Genomic DNA, 21,413 nt, shown 5'->3' with positions numbered 1-21,413 from the left:
AATGGGAGACGTTATTGATATATATGGTTTATCACCTTTGCAAAAAGGAATACTGTTTCATACTTTATACGATCAAGATGATGAACATTCTTTTTCCTATATTGTACAAGTAAGTTTCTTGCTCGGGGGGCAATTGGATGTTGCTACTTTTGAAAAAGCTTGGGAATATGTTATTCAACGACATGAGGTTCTGCGCTCAGTATTTGTTTGGGAAGAAGTAGAAAAACCTCTACAAGCAGTTTACGAACGTCTTCCTTTTACTATTCATCAAGAGGATTGGAGTACCTATTCGCATGAGGAGAACGAGAAGAAATTACAACAGTTTTTGACTGCAGATCGTAGGAAAGGATTTTTATTGGATGAAGCACCATTGATGAGAGTCACTGCGATTAAAGAAGCAAAAGAGGAAACGAGAATTATCTGGACACATCATCATATTTTGCTAGATGGATGGAGTGTGTCATTGATCCTTAGTGAAGTGATGGAAGTTTATCTCAAGATGATAAAGGGAGAATTGTTGAATCTTCCTAAATCTCTTCCTTATAAAAAATATATTCAATGGATAAATAAACAAGATCAAAGTCAAGCAGAGGGATTTTGGAAAGAAGAATTAAAAGGGTTCTATGCACCTACTCCATTAGCAATGGAAAGAAAGGATGAAGGACAAGAGAAGGGTTATGGAGAGTGTGCTTATCAAGTATCTGAGGAACTTACTGAGAGTTTACAAAAGTGGGTACGAAATAATCGATTAACGTTGAATACGTTAGTACAAGGTGCATGGGCTTATTTGATGAGTAGGTATAGCGGTGACAGTGACGTCGTATTTGGCGTAACTAGCGCTGGACGTCCTACTGATTTAATAGGAGCAGAGAATATGGTGGGGCTATTTATTAACACATTACCTACCAGAATTCGATTAACGGATAATACATCAGTAGTAGATTGGCTTCGTAAAATACAAATGAAAGAAATGGAACGAAGACAGTATGAGTATAATTCGTTGATAGATATTCAAGGCTGGAGTGAGGTTCCGCGAAATTGCTCCTTATTTCATACCTTGTATGTGTTTGAAAATTATCCAATTCAAGATGAGAGAAATGATGATTTAAGATTACTAGATGTTAAAAGCACGGAACAAACAAATTATCCTTTAACACTCATTGTAATGCCCGGTAAGAAAATTACTTTAAAGTTGATGTATGATCGAAGCTATTTTAATGAAGAAGCAATAAATCGGATTCAGAATCACTTATTGCAAATATTAATTCAGATGACGAAGAGCTTAGATTCAAAACTATTTGAAATTACTCATTTAACAGAAGAAGAACAAATACAGTTACTAGAGGAATGGAATCATACTCAAGTTAATTATTCGGCTGAAGGCATGATTCATACGATGTTTGAGGAGCAAGTAAAAAAAACACCGGAAGCAATCGCGGCTAGTTACGAAAATGAACAAATTACCTATAAAGAGTTGGAGAAGCGTGCAAATCAGTTAGCTCATTATTTACAAAAGCATGGTGTAGGCCCAGAGTCTCTAGTTGGGGTATATATGGAACGTTCATTACAAATGATGATAGCGTTATTAGGTATTCTAAAATCAGGAGCAGCGTATGTTCCACTTGACCCTACTTATCCAGAGAGTCGACTTCGATATATATTAGAGGATGCTGGAATCGAAGTACTAGTGACGGAAGAGAATTCTAAAAATTTGTTTGTATCTGAAAATATAGAAACGATTTGTATGAATAAAGATTACACTGCAATTGAAAAAGAAGAAACAACCCCATGTATAAGTGGTGTAACAGGAGAAAATTTAGCGTATGTTATGTATACTTCAGGATCTACAGGGAATCCAAAGGGAGTAATGATTGAGCATCATTCAGTAATTAATTATCTAGAATGGATGCAACATAAATATCCGCTTTCTGAAAAAGATGTGGTCTTGCAGAAAACGCCATTCTCATTTGATGTCTCTGTTTGGGAATTGTTTTGGGGCATTCACGTTGGTGCAAGTGTATCTTTCCTACCTCCAGGTGGAGAAAAAGATCCTTCTATTATAGCTGAAGTGATTAAACAACATCAGGTTACTATAGTTCAATTTGTACCTTCGATGTTATCTGTTTTCTTAGATTACTTCAATCATATTGAATTGAACATGAATTGTTCGTCCGTACGCCATGTATTTTCTGGTGGAGAAGAACTAAGTTCAGGGTTAGTTAGACGTTTTCAACAAAAATGGAATTATAGTGGACAAGTGAAATTAACCAACTTTTATGGGCCAACTGAAGCCACTATTTATGTCAATGCATTTGATATTCAGCCTAATCAAGAATTTGTTTCTATTGGGCAGCCAATACAGAACACGCAATTATATGTATTAGACCAAAATCAACGCTTGCAATCAATAGGAATTGAGGGTGAGTTATATATTGGTGGTGCTGGTTTAGCACGTGGATACTTAAATCGTCCGAATCTTACTGCTGAAAAATTCGTTTCGCATCCATTCCAATTGGGGGAACGACTATATCGAACAGGAGATTCAGTAAGATATCTAACTGATGGAAATATAGAATTTATAGGTAGAATGGACCATCAAGTCAAAATGCGTGGTTTTAGGATTGAATTAGGAGAAATTGAAGCCACTTTAGAAAAATGTTCGTTTATTAAAGAGGCTGTCGTATTAGTTCGAGAAGATCGTCCAGGTGATCAACGATTGGTTGCATATGTAATAAGCGATGGAAATACCCAAGAGTGGAGAGAGTATTTACAAAAACAATTACCGAATCATATGATTCCAGCGCACTTTATAGAGTTAGAACACTTCCCGCTTACTCCGAATGGGAAAATTGACCGAAAGGCCTTGCCAGTACATGATGAGCAAGCTATTGAAGATTTAAATATGCTACCTCGGACGCCATCGGAAGAGCTTATAGCTTCGGTTTGGGGTCAAGTGTTAGGGATAGAAAATATTAGTATTCAGGATTCCTTCTTTGAACGTGGTGGGCACTCACTACTTGCTACTCAAATCGTCTCTAGATTGCAAGAACTGTTCCAAATTAAAATTCCATTACGTGAACTTTTCAAGCACGATACAGTGGAAGCATTGGCGAAACGAGTGGATCAGTTACGAAAAGAAGATAAAAAACGAGAGGTTGCTCCTCTTGTACCTATGAAACGAGAAGAAGTTATCCCACTTTCCTATGCGCAGAAACGTCTATGGTTTATTGATCAATTAATGCCAAATAGTGCTATGTACAATATTCATGCAGCGTGTCGCTTAACAGGTAAATGGTCAATTCAAGCATTGGAGGTCGGATGGAATCAATTGTTGGAGCGTCATGAATCATTAAGGACTACAATTCTAGAACAAGAGGGTGAACCTTTTCAACAGGTTCAATCTCATGTGTTCAGACATATTCCTCAAACGAATCTAACAGATCTTTCTTTGGAAGATAGGGAAAGAGAAATGAAACGGCTCATTCAAAACGAAGCTGAGGAACCATTTCATTTTGGACAAGATCCTCTGATTCGAACACGAATATTGAAAGTGGACAGGGAAGAATGGGTTCTCATTTGTACGATGCATCATATTATTTCAGATGGATGGTCAATGGGAATCTTACTTGAAGAATGGATGGCTTTTTATGAAGGAGCACTAACCGGAAAACCAGTGGAATTGAAGGAGTTATCTATCCAATATGCAGATTTTGTCATGTGGCAGAAGGAATGGCAAAAAGAGGAGAATTTGAATCAGCACCTTCAATATTGGAAGGAAGAATTATCTGGGGAACTACCGGTTTTACAATTACCGATGGATCGTCCTAGATCTGCAGTTCAAACCCATCGTGGTGCAAGTCAGTCCTTAATAGTGGCGAATTCCCTACAGGAAAAGCTCAAAGATTTAAGTCTGCAAGAAGGGTGCACTTTATTTATGACATTGATGGCAGCGTATCAAAGCTTCCTTTCTCGTTATACAGGACAGGACGACATTATAGTTGGAAGCCCAATCGCTAATCGAAATGTGAAAGAGATTGAGGGATTAATTGGATTCTTTGCAAATACGTTGGTTTATCGAGCTGATTTCAGTGAAAATCCGACGTTCCAAGAACTTTTGTCGCAGGTAAGAAAAAAAGCGCTAAAAGCATACGAGTATCAGGACATCCCATTTGAGAAAGTGGTAGAATCCGTAAAACCTGAACGGAATACAAGTCATTCACCAATATTCCAAACTATGTTTACTTTACAGAATACGAAACAAGAGTTTCTTCAGCTATCTGAAAGACAAATGGAACTCATGGAAAGCCATGCTTCTGTTGCCAAATTTGATTTGAGTTTATTTGCTTCTGAGACGGAAGAAGGATTATCACTAACCTTTGAATATAATACTGATTTGTTTAATGATACAACCATTGAACGTATGGCAAGTCATTTTAAACATTGGTTAAATCAAATTGTCTCTCATCCAAAATGTGTACTATCAGAACTGAATATGTTATCGAAAGTAGAATATAAGCAACTACTAGAGGAATGGAATAAATCGCGTGTTATAGATATGGAAGAAAGTACGATTCATACAATGTTTGAAAAACAGGTGAAAAAAACACCAGAAGCAATTGCAGTAGTGTGCGAAGATGAAGAACTAACATATCGAGAGTTGGATGAACGCTCGAATCAGTTGGCACATTATTTACAAAAAAATGGTGTAACATGCGAATCATTAGTTGGCATTTGCGTTACACGTTCATCCGAGATGATTGTCGGTCTCTTAGGAATTATAAAGGCGGGAGGAGCATATGTCCCAATTGATCCAGCGTATCCGGAAAGTCGACTGCAGTACATTTTAGAAGATGCTCAAATAAAGGTACTGGTGACACAGGAAAAGTTACAACAAAAAATGGCTATACCTAAATTCGTCAACGTGATTTGTATTGATCGTAATCGAGCAGAAATAGAACAAGAAGTAACTACGGTATGTACGAGTGAAGTGACGGGCGATAACTTAGCCTATATTATTTATACTTCAGGTTCCACTGGAAATCCAAAGGGAGTAATGATTGAGCACAGGAATACAGTAACAATGATTCATTGGGCGCATCACACGTATTCCCGAAAGGAATTAGCGGGAGTGTTAGCTTCAACTTCGCTATCTTTTGATTTATCCGTTTTTGAAGTATTTGTTCCCTTAACGATGGGTGGTAAGGTGATTGTCACTGAAAATGCGCTACATCTAGAGAAGTTGTCTTCCAAAGGTGTGACTTTGGTTAATACTGTGCCATCGGCAGCAAAGGAACTGGTTCGAGCAAAAACAATACCTTCTTCGGTAAAGGTGATGAATTTGGCTGGAGAACCATTGCCATATTCGCTTGTTCAAGATTTATACGAGAGAAATACGATTGAAAAGGTGTACAACCTATATGGACCTTCCGAAGATACTACGTATTCCACGTATATGGAATTAGAAAAGGGTGTCATGCATAGGGTTCCACCGATTGGTAAACCAATATTCAATACAGAAGTATATGTACTAAGTGCTGAACAAAAAATGGTTCCAATTGGTGTAGTTGGTGAGTTGTACATTGGTGGATCAGGATTAGCACGTGGATATTTAAAGCGCCCTGACTTAACGAAAAATCGTTTTATACCGCATCCGTTTAAAGAAGGAGAGCGAATATACCGGACTGGAGATTTAGTAAGGTATTTGCCGGATGGAAATTTGGAGTATGTTGGACGAATCGATCATCAAGTAAAAATTCGTGGGTTCCGGATTGAACTAGGAGAAATTGAAGCGACATTACAAAGGCATACACTAGTTAACGAAGCTATTGTGATGGTGCGGGAAGATTATCCTGGCGACCCACGTTTAATTGCCTATGTTGTAGGAGACGGAGATGCTCAAAAGTGGCGTGATTATCTCAAGGGTCAACTACCAAATTATATGATCCCAGCCTATTTTGTTGGATTAAATGCATTTCCACTCACTCCTAATGGGAAAATTGATAGGAAGGCTTTACCAGCACCAGAGAAACAGGAGATAGCAAGTGGTTATATTGCTCCTCGTACGTCTACGGAAAAAACAATCGTTTCAATATGGCATGAAGTTTTAGGTATGGAAAACATCGGAATTCAAGATTCGTTTTTTGAAATTGGTGGCCATTCACTACTCGCTACGCAAGCTGTTTCCAATCTTAAAGAGGCTTTTGGAATCGAGATACCATTGCATGATTTATTTATGTTTCATACGGTGCAGCAATTGGCAGAACAGATTGATCAATTGCTCGATAACAAAAATCAAGAAATGCAGAATGATAGTAAGGAGAATGTAAGTCTTCAAGACTATGTTCAAAAAGAAGCAGAAGTGAGTAATGATGAAGAATTACTGGAACTACTTAAGCAATTAGAGGAGCTATCAGAGGAAGAAGCACAAGGGATATTCGAGAGTAATTTGATTGAGGAAGGGGTAAAAAAATGAGAAGTGATTTACTTGCAAAGCTGAGTTCACTTTCTCCTGAGAAGAGAGCATGGCTTCAGAAGCAAATGCAAAAAAAGGAGAATAAAGAAGCACTCCCGTTGTCTTATGCACAACAACGTTTGTGGTTTATGGACAGATTTAACCCAAACAGTTCTTTATATAATATTCCAACAGTATGGCATCTAAAAGGAAATTGGATACCTGAAGCATTAGAAAAGGGATTCAATCGACTCATTGAACGCCATGAATCATTACGAACTGTTTTTAAAGAAGTAGGAGAACAACCTGTGCAACAAATTGCCGAATTCCTTCCTAGAGCATTACCTGTAAGAGATTACTCTCAACTTCCTCCAGAAGTAAAAGAAAAAGAGGTAGATAGTTTAATTGCGAGAGAAGCGCAAGAACCATTTGATTTAATGAATGGTCCTTTAATTCGTAATCAGCTTGTTCAATTAGAGAAGGATGAATGGTTATTACTGTGTACGATGCATCATATTATTTCTGATGCTTGGTCCATTGGTATATTCATGAATGAATTACTTGCTTTCTATGAAGAAGAAATGGGTGGAAATCCTGCTAAATTAAGTTCATTATCCATTCAATATGCAGACTTTGCGAAGTGGCAAAAGGAGTGGTTGCAAGGTGATGTGCTAAATCGTCAGCTTACGTATTGGCAGGAAGAATTGTCTGGGGAGCTTCCTATCTTACAACTGCCAGTGGATCGACCTCGGCCGGTTAAGCAGACTTACTCTGGGGCTACGCATCATGTGATTTTTCCTTATAAATTGCTCAGTCAATTGAAGGATATAAGTCGACAAGAAGGATCTACTTTATTTATGACTTTAATGGCCGCATACCAGAGCTTTCTTGCTCGTTATACGGGACAAAAAGATATTCTAGTTGGTAGCCCGATTGCAAATCGGAACCATAAGGGAGTAGAAGGATTAATTGGTTTCTTTGTTAATACGTTGGTTTATCGATCAGATTTGAGTGGCACCCCTACTTTTCGGGAGATTTTGAACCAAACAAAGAAAAAGGCGTTAAAAGCATACGAATATCAAGATATCCCATTTGAAAAAGTGGTAGAAGCTGTGCAACCTGAACGAAGCATGAGTCATTCCCCTATATTTCAGACCATGTTTACGCTACAGAATATAAAACAAGAACGACTAGATTTGCCTGATAGAAGTATTGAAATGGTAGAAAGTAATATGTCTATTGCTAAATTTGATTTGAGCTTAACTGCCTATGAAGTGGAAGAAGGTCTATTCGTCTCATTTGAATACAACACGGATTTATTTGATAGTAGTACCATTGCGCGTATGGCAGTACATTTTGAGAACTGGCTAAATGAAATCACGTATCATCCAGATGAATCATATACAAAGCTGTCAATGTTATCGGATACTGAGCAAAAACAACTCCTAGAAGAATGGAATGATACGGACGTAGTTTATGGTCATGATCGTATGATTCATGAGCTATTTGAGCAGCAAGTTGCACGGACACCTGATGCAGTGGCGGTAGTTTATGAGGGTGGAAAGCTAACGTATCAAGAACTGAATGAAAAATCGAATCAATTGGCACATTTTCTACAAAAACGAGGTATCGGACCTGAATCATTGGTTGGTATATGTATTGAACGTTCTCCTGATATGATTATTGGTCTCTTTGGGATTTTGAAGGCAGGTGGGGCTTATGTCCCACTGGACCCAAGTTATCCCGAAAACCGCCTAAGATATATTTTGGAGAATTCACAAATTCAAGTGCTGTTAACAAAAGAAACACTACAGGACTGGTTACCTAAAGATATTCAAGCAATTCGTTTAGACCGGGATCAAGTGATGATTTCTAAAGAGAGTAATTTAGCTCCGGTAAGTGGAGTAACAGCAAATAACTTAGCCTATATTATATACACTTCGGGTTCGACGGGAAATCCAAAGGGGGTAATGATTGAACATCATTCTGTTATCAATCGCCTACAGTGGATGCAGAAAAAATACCCATTGTCTGAGGAGGATACAATCCTACAAAAGACACCGTTTTCGTTTGATGTTTCTGTCTGGGAATTATTTTGGTGGTCATTTGTAGGAGCACGTGTTTGTTTACTTCCACCAGGAGGAGAGAAAGATCCTGCGGTGATTGAGGAGTATATTGAACGATACCGTGTATCCACCATGCACTTTGTTCCGTCGATGTTATCTACTTTCTTAGATTATATGGAACTATATAATTCGAAAAGGGATGTATCGTCTTTAATTCAAGTTTTTACTAGTGGAGAAGCGTTAAACACTGAGCAGGTTCGCCGGTTTAAGGGGATCCTTTACAATGCTCAGCAAACAAAGTTAATTAACTTGTATGGTCCTACTGAAGCAACTGTGGATGTGACTTATTACGATTGTGATTTAGAAAAAGAACCAATGCTTATTCCGATTGGTCGTCCGATTGATAATACAGAGTTGTATGTGTTAGATCAATATCAACAAGTGGTCCCGATTGGTGTGGCAGGGGAACTTTACCTTGGAGGAGTAGGATTAGCACGTGGCTACTTCAATCGACCGGATTTAACTACTGAACGTTTTATTCCGCATCCCTTTAAGGACGGGGAACGATTATATCGAACGGGTGACTTGGTGAGATATATGAATGATCGTAACTTAGAATATATTGGAAGAATAGATAACCAAGTTAAAATTAGAGGATTCCGAATTGAATTGGGAGAAATTGAAGCAGCTTTACATGATCACTCATCTGTAAAAGAGGCAGTCGTGTTGGTGAAGGAAGATCGACCAGGAGATAAGCAGTTAATAGCTTATGTAGTGGGTGAAGGCGATACTGGGGAGTGGCGTGAATATCTCAAGAAGCAACTGCCACATTATATGGTTCCGGCATACTTTTTCAAAATTGAAGGTATGCCACTCACTCCAAATGGTAAGGTGAATCGGAAAGCCTTACTGGAATTAGAAGAACAGTTCATAAGTGAAGATATTACTTCATCACGAACACCAGTGGAGGAGCTTATCGTTTCCGTTTGGAGCCAAGTGTTAGGAATAAAAAATATTAATGTTCAGGATTCCTTTTTTGAAATCGGTGGTCATTCACTACTAGCTACTCAAGTAGTTTCACGTTTACAGGGAATTTTTCAAATCGAATTACCAGTACGTGAACTATTTGAATATACAACGGTGGAGTCACTGGCAAAGCGATTAGATCAGTTACGTAAAGGAGATAAAAAACGAGAGATTCCGCCGCTAATACCAATGAAACGAGGAGAAGCTATCCCACTATCTTATGCCCAACAACGCTTATGGTTTATTGATCAATTTACACCTAATAGTGCCCTTTACAATATGCCAATGGTATGCCGCCTTACAGGGAATTGGCTACTTGAAGCATTGGAAACGGGATGGAATCAACTAATAGAACGTCATGAATCACTGCGGACGGTCTTTCACGAAGTGAACGGTCAACCCGTACAGCAAATTGAACCGTATGCTTTTCAATCAATTCCGAAAACGGATTTAACTATGCTTTCTTCTGAAGATCAAGAAGAAGAAGTTAAACGTTTAATTCAACAAGAAACAGAAGTGCCATTTGATTTAACAGAAGGTCCATTAATCAGGACAAGTATTTTGCATGTGGGAGAGGAAGAATGGATACTCCTTTGTACTCTACATCATATCATTTCAGATGGATGGTCAATGGGAATCCTACTTGAAGAATGGATGGCATTTTATGAGAAAGCAACGGATGGAAAGGTAGCGGAACTTGAACCATTACCGGTTCAATATGCAGACTTTGCTCAGTGGCAAAAAGGATGGCTAAAGGAGGAGGTGCTTGATCAACAACTCCAATATTGGAGGGAAGAATTGTCTGGGGAGCTTCCTGTACTCCAACTTCCTATGGATCGCCCGCGTCCCGCAATACAAACTCATCACGGGTCGACATACACTCTGGTTCTGCCAGGCACGCTACATGATAAATTGAATGAACTTAGTCGAAAAGAAGGGGCTACACTCTTCATGACGCTTTTAGCTGCATATCAAAGTTTTCTATCTCGTTATACGGGACAAGAAGATATCCTGGTCGGAAGCCCAATTGCGAATCGGAATTATAGAGAAATTGAAGGACTAATTGGTTTCTTCGTTAACACGCTGGTTTATCGAGCTAATTTAAGTGGTAGACCGACATTTCAAGATGTACTATATCAGGTTCGTCAAAAGGCATTGAAGGCGTATGAATATCAAGATATTCCATTTGAAAAAATTGTAGAAGTTGTGCAACCGGAACGAAGTACAAGTCATTCGCCAATCTTCCAGACTATGTTCATCTTGCAAAATATGAAACAAGAGTTTCCGATGTTATCTAGTAGAAGTATTGAAATGATAGAAAGCCATAGTCCAATTGCAAAGTTTGATTTAAGTGTAATGGCAACTGAGACGGAAGAGGGATTACTTTTTACTTTTGAGTACAATAAGGATTTATTCAATGCTACTACTATTGAACGGATGGCAGGACACTTTGAGAAATGGCTACATGAAGTTTCTCATCGCCCACAAAATCCGTTGCATGACCTGAGCATGCTATCAGAACCCGAACGTACTTTGTTATTAGAAACATGGAATGACACTGTAATGGAAATGTCTCATCAGGGTCTTATTTGCGACAGATTTGAGGAGCAAGTAGCAAGGCGTCCGGATGCGATTGCGGTAGTTGATCAAACAAAACAGTGGACTTATGGTGAACTGGATACACAAGCAAATCAGTTGGCAAATGTTTTACGGCGAAAGGGAGTAGCCCCAGAGTCAGTGGTAGGAGTTTATCTTCCGAGGTCAGCTGAGCTAATGGCAAGTTTACTAGGCATTTTAAAAGCTGGTGGAGCTTATGTTGTTTTAGATCCGTTATATCCAAAATCAAGGTTAGAATACATGATTGAAGATGCAGGAATTCAATTTGTAGTGACGGCGGAAGGACAAGAAGGACATTTCGCACACGTCGAAATGGTGAGGTTAGAAGAACTAACAGTGGAAAGCGTAATCGCACCTACACGTCAAATAAATCCAGAGAACTTAGCCTATATTGTTTATACCTCTGGTTCTACAGGAAAACCGAAGGGTGTCATGGTTGAAAATCGCTCATTAATGAATATGGTTTCTTGGCATCAAGAAGTTTATCATATTTCAGCAGAGGATCGTGCGACTCAGATTGCAGGGGTTGCTTTTGATTCGGCTGTCCAGGAGATTTGGCCGTATCTAACTGCTGGCGCAGCACTCTACTTGTCAACAGAGGAACTGAGAATTAATCCAGAAGCGCTAAGGGACTGGCTCATCGATTCACAAATAACAGTTAGTTTTGCACCTACGCCTATTCTGGAAAGACTATTGAAATTATCTTGGCCAGATAAAACGGAGCTTCGTTTTATCATTACTGGTGGGGATCAATTAACGCAGTATCCATCTAACGATATTCCTTTTGCGGTAATTAATCAGTATGGTCCATCGGAAAATACCGTTGTTACCACAGATTGTTACGTACCTGTAGGAGTGACAACAGGTACGCCATCGATTGGTCGACCGATTGCGAATACAGAAGTTTATGTGTTAGATTCTCATCTTCAGCTAGTACCAATTGGTGTAATTGGAGATCTCTATATTGGAGGGAAGAGCCTTGCACGTGGATATGCTAATCGTCCGGATCTTACAAAGGAAAAATTTATTCCACATCCTTTCAAGTCAGGAGAACGTCTCTATTATACAGGAGACAAAGCAAGTTATCTTTCTGATGGTAATCTCCAGTTCCATGGACGTATAGATGACCAAGTGAAAATTCGTGGTTTCCGGATTGAATTGGGAGAAATAGAAGCTGTTTTGCAGGCGCATTCTTCTGTGAAAGAAGCTGTTGTATTGGCGCGAGAGGATAATCAAGGTGATAAGAGATTAGTAGCTTATGTAGTTGGTGAAGGAAGTGTCCATGAATGGCGAGAACATCTACAAACACATTTACCTAATTACATGGTTCCAACAAACTTTATTGAGATGGAATTTTTACCACTTACACCGAATGGAAAGCTTGATTTGAAGGCATTGCCTATACTTAGTGAACAATCCGCTGAAAATACTGTATACCCAAGAACTCCGCTGGAAGAACTTATTGCTTCAGTGTGGAGTCAAGTGCTAGGAATAAGAGACATTGATGTTCAGGATTCTTTCTTTGAGCTTGGTGGTCACTCTCTACTTGCTACACAAGTGGTCTCACGCTTACAGGTAGTCTTTCAAATCAAATTGCCAGTACGTGAACTGTTCGAATATTCAACGGTCGAGGCATTATCGAAACGAATAGATCAGTTACGTAAGGGGAGCGAAAAACGAGAAATTCCACCATTGATGCCGATGGAACGAGGGGGAAATATTCCACTGTCTTATGCCCAACAGCGCTTATGGTTTATTGATCAATTTGCACCTAATAGTGCACTTTATAATATGCCAATGGCATGCCGTCTTACAGGGAATTGGTTACCTGAGGCATTGGAGTTGGGATGGAATCAGTTGATAGAGCGTCATGAATCTTTGCGGACTGTATTTTATGAAGAGGATGGCCATCCTATGCAGCAGATTCAACCGTACGTTTTCCGTCCGCTTCTGCAAATGGACTTAACTAAGCTTTCATTAGAGGAGCGAGAAAGAAAGTTGGAGCAATGGATTCAAACTGAAGTCGAATCTCCATTTGATTTAGAAAAAGGGCCATTGTTCCGTGGGAAACTCATAAGAATTTCAGAAGAAGAATGGGTTCTTCTATGTAATATGCATCATATTATCTCAGATGGATGGTCGATGGAAATCTTGCTTCAAGAATGGATGGCATTTTATGAGAATGCGATTGGTGAAAAACAAGCAGAGCTGGAACCACTACCAGTTCAATATGCCGATTTTGCTCAGTGGCAAAGAGAATGGTTGAAAGATGAAGTACTATATCAACAACTTGCGTATTGGAAGGAAGAATTATCCGGTGAGTTACCAGTCTTAATGTTGCCAATGGATCGTCCGCGTCCGCCAGTGCAAACCCACCATGGATTAACTCATAATGTTTTGTTATCGCGCTCATTACTGGATAAATTAAACGAACTAAGTCGTCAAGAAGGGGCCACACTTTTCATGACCTTATTGGCATCGTATCAAAGTTTCCTTGCTCGTTATACGGGACAAACGGATATTATTGTTGGCAGCCCAATTGCAAATCGAAATTATCGAGAAATTGAAGGGCTGATTGGTTTCTTTGTCAATACATTGGTTTATCGAGCTGATTTAAGTAATGCACCGGCATTTCAAGAGTTGTTGTCTCAAGTGAGGATAAAAGCATTGAAGGCGTATGAGTATCAAGATGTTCCGTTTGAGAAAATTGTAGAGGTTATCCAACCTGAACGAAATACAAGCCATTCTCCGATTTTCCAAACCATGTTTACTTTGCAAAATACGGGACAGAAGCAACCAGAACTACATGGAAGAAATATAGAAGTAATGGAAAGTAATGCTCCTATCGCTAAGTTTGATTTAAGTTTAACTGCTGCAGAAGTGGAAGAGGGTTTATTACTTACTTTTGTTTATAGAACTGATTTATTTGACAGCTTAACTATTGAATCCATGGCTGAACATTTTGGGAACTGGTTGAATGTAATCGTGGAGAATCCTGATAAATCATTAGCTAAGTTGCCTATATTGTCAGGATTACAGCAAAAACAGTTGGAGGAGTGGAATAATGATGCTGTAGCATATCCACAGGAAAGTACGATTCATCAGCTGTTTAAAGAGCAAGTAAATCGTACACCTGATGCGGTAGCAGTGGTAGATGAAAAACAGCAGTTAACGTATCGAGAGCTGAATGAAAAAGCTAATCAATTGGCCCACTATCTTCAGCAATGCGGGATTGGGAATGAATCATTGGTTGGACTTTGCTTTGAGCGTTCAGTTGAGATGATTGTTAGTATTATGGGGATTTGGAAGGCTGGAGCAGCCTATGTTCCATTAGACCCATCATATCCAGAAAGTCGTCTACGATATATTTTGGAGGACACTGGAATTCAAGTATTAGTTACGAACGAGTCATTGGAAGACTGGATACCTAAAGAAATCAAGATAGTTTGTCTAGATAGGGATCAAGCAATGATTTCAAAAGAAAGCATTTTTTCACCAAAATGTGAAGTAACAGGAGAAAACTTAGCGTATGTTATCTATACTTCGGGATCAACGGGGAATCCAAAGGGTGTCTTGATACAGCATCATTCTGTACTAAACTTGTCGCATGGTTTACAAAAAGAGGTTTTCGAACATGAGATACCATCTAACATGCATGTCGGTTTAAATGCGTCAATTGCCTTTGATGCATCTATCCAGCAATTACAAATGCTGCTTTATGGTTCAAGTTTGTATATTATTCCGAATGAAGTACGAAGTGATCCGGAGCAGTTTGTAGCTTATATTAGGGAGAACAAGTTAAAAATCTTTGATATAACACCTTCATTGCTTCAATTACTTATAGATGCCGGATTGTTAGAAACGTACGATGGCGTTCATGTTCCAAGTAAGGTACTGGTTGGTGGTGAAGCAATTATGCCGTCATTATGGGAACAGCTAGTAGAGACTGATAAAATACAGTTTTATAATGTATATGGTCCTACAGAATGTACGGTTGATGCAACATGCTATCATATCAAAAAAGATAGTAAGAGAGTAACAATTGGGCGTCCATTGCCTAACGTCCAAACTTATGTATTAGATAGTAATAGGGTGCCAGTTCCAGTTGGTGTGATGGGGGAACTTTATATCGGAGGAGCAGGTCTAGCAAAGGGGTACTTGAATCGTCCAGAGTTAACATCCGAACGATTTATTTCTCATCCATTCAAAGAAGGCGAGAGGTTATATAGAACAGGCGATCTTGTGAGATATCTTCCTGATGGTAATATAGACTACTTAGGAAGAATGGATAATCAAGTGAAGATTAGAGGATTTCGAATCGAACTTGGGGAGATTGAGTCGACTTTACAAGAGCATGACTTGGTAAAAGAGGTAGTTGTAATAGTTAGGGAAAATCAGTCGGGAGATAAGAGGTTAGTAGCTTATGTAGTGGGCGAAGGTAGTGTAGAAGAATGGCGAGAGTATCTTAAAACAAAACTGCCAATCCATATGATACCTTCCTACTTTGTCGAAATGAAAGAATTACCGCTAACCATAAATGGAAAGGTTGATCGGAAATCGTTACCTATACCAGATTATCAAGGAACACAAGAAGGCTACGCGGCCCCAAGAAATGAACGTGAACATAAGCTTTCTATGATTTGGGAACGTGTGCTAGGTTCAAAACGTATTGGTATTTATGATAACTTTTTTGAAATTGGTGGAGATTCAATTCTTAGCATTCAGATTGTCTCTCGCGCAAAGCAAGCTGGTTTACAGTTGACACCAAAACAACTATTTGAACACCAAACGATTGCTGAGTTGGCGCAAGTAGTCAAAGAAGAACAAGGTGTACAAGCTGAACAAGGAATTATAACTGGAGAGACGATACTTACACCTATTCAGCAAAGGTTTTTTGCACAAAATCATCCTAATCCACATCATTGGAATCAATCCATGTTCTTTAGAACGAAAGAAAAATTGGACATAGGATCACTGGAAAAGGCAGCGCGTAACCTTCTACTTCATCATGATGCCCTGCGTTTAAGATATGAACGTTTACCTAATGGGACTTGGGAACAGTGGAATGAAGGAATTGAAGAACAATTGATGCTGACTGTCATTTCATTAGACGAAGTGCCGGAAGCGGATTGGCATGAAGTTATTCAAAAAGAGATTAATGTTGCACAAGAAAGATTGAATTTACATGATGGTCCTTTAATGAGAATGGTGTATTTTGATGAAGGTGAGAAGACTGGCCGATTATTTTGGACAATTCATCATTTAGCCGTCGATGGTGTTTCTTGGCGAATTTTATTGGAAGATTTGCAAACAGCATATACGCAAGCGGTCCAAGGACAAAAAATTCAATTACCTATGAAGAGTACATCTTTTAAAGAATGGTCGGAGAAATTACAACATTACGCTCAAACTGGAATATCAAAAGAAGTGTTACATTACTGGGAGCAGCAGGTTGAACAAGACGTAGTTATACTGCCAGTAGATGGTACTATAAGTAATCCAGTAAGCGCAGTAACTGAGGAAATTACTGTGGTGTTAAACGAGAATGAGACCCGTATGTTATTGCAAGAGACTTTAAGCACTCACCGTGTCCAAATCAATGAAGTATTATTAGCAGCATTGGTACAAGCTACAGCAGCATGTACGGGACAGCCGATATTAAGCGTAGATTTAGAGGGACATGGTCGAGAAGAGATTATTGAAGATGTTGATTTATCGAGAACCGTGGGATGGTTTACAAGTATTTACCCAGTTCATTTAAATATTACTAATGCTAATACGCCAATTGCAGCATTAAAAGCAGTTAAAGAACAAGTTCGCAAAATTCCTAATAAGGGTGTTGATTATGGGGTGTTGCGTTACATGAACACAACAATGTGTGAGCCATTAAGCTCCCAATATACACCGTCTATTAGTTTTAACTATCTTGGACAATTTGACCAAATGTTTTCTAGCGATGCAATGTTTATTCCAGAGAACGAATTTAAGCGTTTAGATCATGCTGCCGGTTCCAAGCGATCGCATGTAATTGATGTAATTGGGGTTGTAACGGATGGAAAACTTCAGTTCACTTGGGTATACAATGTTGGACAATTTGCCAAATCAACGATTCAAAGTATTGCACAGAATATGCTATATCAACTGAGTAGATTGATTCAATCTTCAGATAGAGAATCTGCACTGACCATTTCGGATTTTGCAATGGCTAATCTTAGCCAAGAAGGTTTGACAAATGTACTAAAAAAAATGCATCGTGGAAAGAACAATCAGATTACTGATTTATATCCACTATCACCTTTGCAAGAAGGTATGATTTTCCACACATTGCATGATCAAGGGGATGAACATGTTGCACCGTATATAGTGCAATTGAGTTTTATGATTCAAGGGGAAATGGATATTCCTACATTTGAGCAGGCGTGGAAATCTGTAATTCAGCGGCATGAAATTTTTCGTACAGCATTTGTATGGGATGAAATTGAAGAACCAATACAAGTGGTGTATGAAAATATCCCATTTAAAGTGAACAAAGAAGACTGGCGTACAATGACAAGTGAAGAGATAGAGGAAAAAAGAAAAGTCTTTTTGGCATTAGATCGAAAACAAGCCTTCCAATTTGATGAAGCACCATTGATGCGGGTAACAGTCATTCAAGAAGGTGAGGAAGAATATCGGATTGTTTGGACACATCACCATATTTTACTGGATGGGTGGAGTTTACCATTAGTCTTTAATGAATTACTTACAGTCTATCAGAAGAGCATGAATGGAGAAGCTGTGAAGTTACCTAAGTCCTCATCATATAAGAAATATATCCAATGGCTCAGAGAACAAGATAAGGAGCAGGCGGAACAATTCTGGAGAGAGAAGCTAAAAGGTTTTACTGCACCAACTTTACTGGGCTTAGAAAGTAAAGAGGAAGAAAAAGGTTACACAGAGAAGGTTACGTATTTATCAGAAGAGCAGACTCAAGCGTTACAAGGATGGGCGAAACGAAATAAACTTACTTTGAGTACAGTAATTCAAGGTGCATGGGCATATCTCATGAGCCGATATAGTGGAGAAAATGACATTGTTTTTGGTGTAACAAGCTCAGGGCGTTCTACGGAGATTATTGATGTTGAAAACATCGTAGGTCCTTTCATTACAACGTCACCGACGCGAATTCAATTGATGGATGATATAAAAGTAATAGATTGGTTGCAGAAGATACAAGAGGAAGAGATAGAAAGAAGACAATATGAGTATGCTTCTTTGACAGAGATTCAGGGGTGGAGTGAGGTTCCTAGAGGTACACCGCTGTTCAATTGTTTATATGTATTTGAAAATTATCCAGTGAAAGAAGAATCTTCAGAAAATCTGGAAATTGGTGAATTGAAAGGGGTAGAACAAACCCACTATCCATTAGGATTGGCTGTAGTTCCAGGAATTCAGTTATCGTTAAAGTTAATGTATGACCGTAGTAAGTTTAATAGAGTAACCATTGAACGAATGCTGGGTCATTTACACAAAGTGTTAATGCAAATGCTCAAAAACATTGATCAAAATCTATCGGAGCTAGTATATATTACGGAGGCTGAACAAAGAAAGCTATTGGAAGAATGGAATAATAATGCTATATCCTATCCACGTGAGAATGTAATTCATCAACTATTCGAAGAGCAAGTAAATCGTACACCTGACGCGGTGGCAGTGGTAGATGAAAAACAGCAACTAACGTATCGAGAGCTGAATGAAAGAGCTAATCAATTAGCCCATCATTTACAGAAATGTGGAATTGGGACAGAGTCATTAGTTGGCCTCTGCTTTGATCGATCAGTTGAGATGATTGTTGGTCTCATGGGAATTTGGAAGGCTGGAGCAGCCTATGTTCCATTGGATCCATCGAATCCAGAAAGCCGCCTGCAATATATTTTACAAGACACGGGAATTAAAGTGTTAGTTACAAATGAGGTATTACTAGGATGGATACCTAAAGACATCAAGACAGTTTGCCTAGATAGGGACCAAGCAATGCTTTCTCAAGAAAGCAAACTTTCACCAATATGTGAGGTAACAGGGGAAAACTTAGCGTATGTTATCTATACTTCTGGTTCGACAGGGAATCCAAAGGGGGCTTTAGTACAGCACCATTCTGTAATAAACCTATCCTATGGTTTACAAAAAGAAGTTTTCTTACATGACATACCTAGTAATATGCGTGTCGGTTTGAATGCGTCAATTGCCTTTGATGTATCTATTCAGCAATTACAAATGTTGCTTTATGGCTCAAGTTTATATATTATCCCAAGTGAAGTTCGCACTAATCCGGAACAATTTGTGTCCTATATTAGGGAGAATAAATTGGAAATGTTTGATATGACACCTTCATTACTTCAATTACTTATAGATGGAGGATTGCTAGAAATAAGTGGTGATGTTCATGTACCAAGTAAGATATTAGTCGGTGGTGAAGCAATCATGCCGTCATTATGGGAACAGCTAGTAGAGACCGAAAAAATTGATTTTTATAACGTATACGGTCCTACAGAATGTACGGTTGATGCAACGTGTTATCATATTCAAACAGATAGTAAGAGAGTTACAATTGGACGTCCGTTGCCGAACGTTCAAACTTATGTATTAGATGAAAATTTGTTACCTGTTCCAGTTGGTGTAACAGGTGAGCTATATATCGGTGGTGCAGGTATAGCGAGAGGATACTTGAATCGTCCAGAATTAACAGCAGAGCGATTTATCCGTCATCCATTTAATGAAGAAGAGCGTTTATATCGTACGGGAGATTTGGTTCGTTATTTACCTGATGGTAATTTAGATTACCTGAGAAGAATTGATAATCAAGTGAAAATTAGGGGCTTTCGTATTGAACTTGAAGAGATTGAAGCGAATCTAGAGAGGCATCCATTGGTAAAAGAAGCAGTAGTTTTGGTAACAGAGGATAAATTAGGAGAGCAGAGATTGGTTGCTTATGTAGTTGGAGATGGAAGTATGCATGATTGGCGTGAATATCTCAAGAGACAAGTACCGAATTATATGGTTCCTGCACACTTTATTAAGGTAGACGAGATGCCTCTTACAACGAATGGAAAAGTTGATCGAAAGTCATTGAACAATTTAACTATTCAAAGAGAAAATAACTTCTCTACACCAATCATTCCAAGGGATGAAATTGAATATCAGTTGATTAAAATCTGGCAGGATGTGTTACAGATAGAAGATGTCTATGTAAATGATGATTTCTTTAATAGAGGGGGACACTCTCTCCTTGTAATTAAACTAGTTTCAAAAATTAGGGAGAAGTTTGGAAAAGAGATTAAGGTGTCTACATTGGTTAAGAATCCAACAGTGGAAGGAATCGCATGCCTTATTCGTGATAAGTATGATATGACGAAATCAGTATCAGCGCTGGTTCCACTGCAAGAATCAGAAAAAAGACCGTTCTTCTGCATTCATCCGTTTATGGGGAATGTATTCTGTTACATTCAACTAGCAAGATTACTTAAGAACCATTGTTCATTTTATGGTTTACAGAATCCTCTTATAGAAAAGAAAGAAATTGACGAGTTGACCTTGCCGGAAGTAATTCAATTTTACATCGAAGAAATAAAAAGTGTTCAGCCAGAAGGTCCATATCGTCTTGGAGGATGGTCTTTAGGCGGTGCAATTGCTTATAAAGTCGCAACTGTACTAAGGAGTCAAGGTGAGGAAGTTGAGTTGTTGGTACTAATGGATACAAAAGTACCATCAGAGCAGGATTATAAAACAAGAGAAGAAATGCTCTCATATATATATGAGCATTTCATTCCTAGAGATTTTACTGAGCAGGAAGAAGGCCTCATCCATAAACAAGATATGCTTGTGGAGCGATTAATTATGGAAGGAGTACTCCCGCCAGATGCAGATCTTATGAATTTAAAGCAAGTTATCAATGCTCATAGGAAATGCCTGAACTTAATGGCAGAGAATAATTTGATACCATACTTTGGAAAAGTTCTCTACTTTAGTGCTGAGGAAGGAAAAGAGTTGTTTACAGATTGGGGACCTTTATTAAAAGGAAGAGTAAATATGTATTCTGTTTCTGGATCACATGAAGAGATAGTGGATTCACCTGCAGTTGAAAAAATAGCTATGTATGTACTAAATGAATTTGAAGGAATAAAAGAAACATCCCTTTCATTAACGGAAAAGTAGAGAGCACAAAAGATGTAACGCTTATGAATGAAAAGGGCAGCCCAATAACTGCAAACAAGTGT

General features: G+C 38.7%; 2 protein-coding genes. Both read left to right on the top strand.

The window, feature by feature from the left end; translation table 11 throughout:
- Position 1: 1 nt before the first annotated feature.
- Positions 2 to 6,472 carry a non-ribosomal peptide synthetase gene (locus H6481_RS18805; protein WP_182812803.1) on the top strand — a complete coding sequence of 2,157 codons (6,471 nt, stop codon included), beginning with the start codon at positions 2 to 4 and terminating at the stop codon, positions 6,470 to 6,472.
- Positions 6,469 to 21,351, top strand: coding sequence for a non-ribosomal peptide synthase/polyketide synthase (locus H6481_RS18800; protein WP_182812800.1), 14,883 nt, complete (start codon positions 6,469 to 6,471; stop codon positions 21,349 to 21,351). Before H6481_RS18805 ends, H6481_RS18800 begins: the two co-directional genes overlap by 4 nt.
- Positions 21,352 to 21,413: the final 62 nt, after the last annotated feature.

Origin of the sequence: Bacillus sp. ME78 (assembly GCF_903970865.1) — a bacterium.
In the GTDB taxonomy this organism is placed as follows: domain Bacteria; phylum Bacillota; class Bacilli; order Bacillales; family Bacillaceae_G; genus Bacillus_A; species Bacillus_A cereus.
This window is presented reverse-complemented; position numbering and strand designations above follow the sequence as displayed.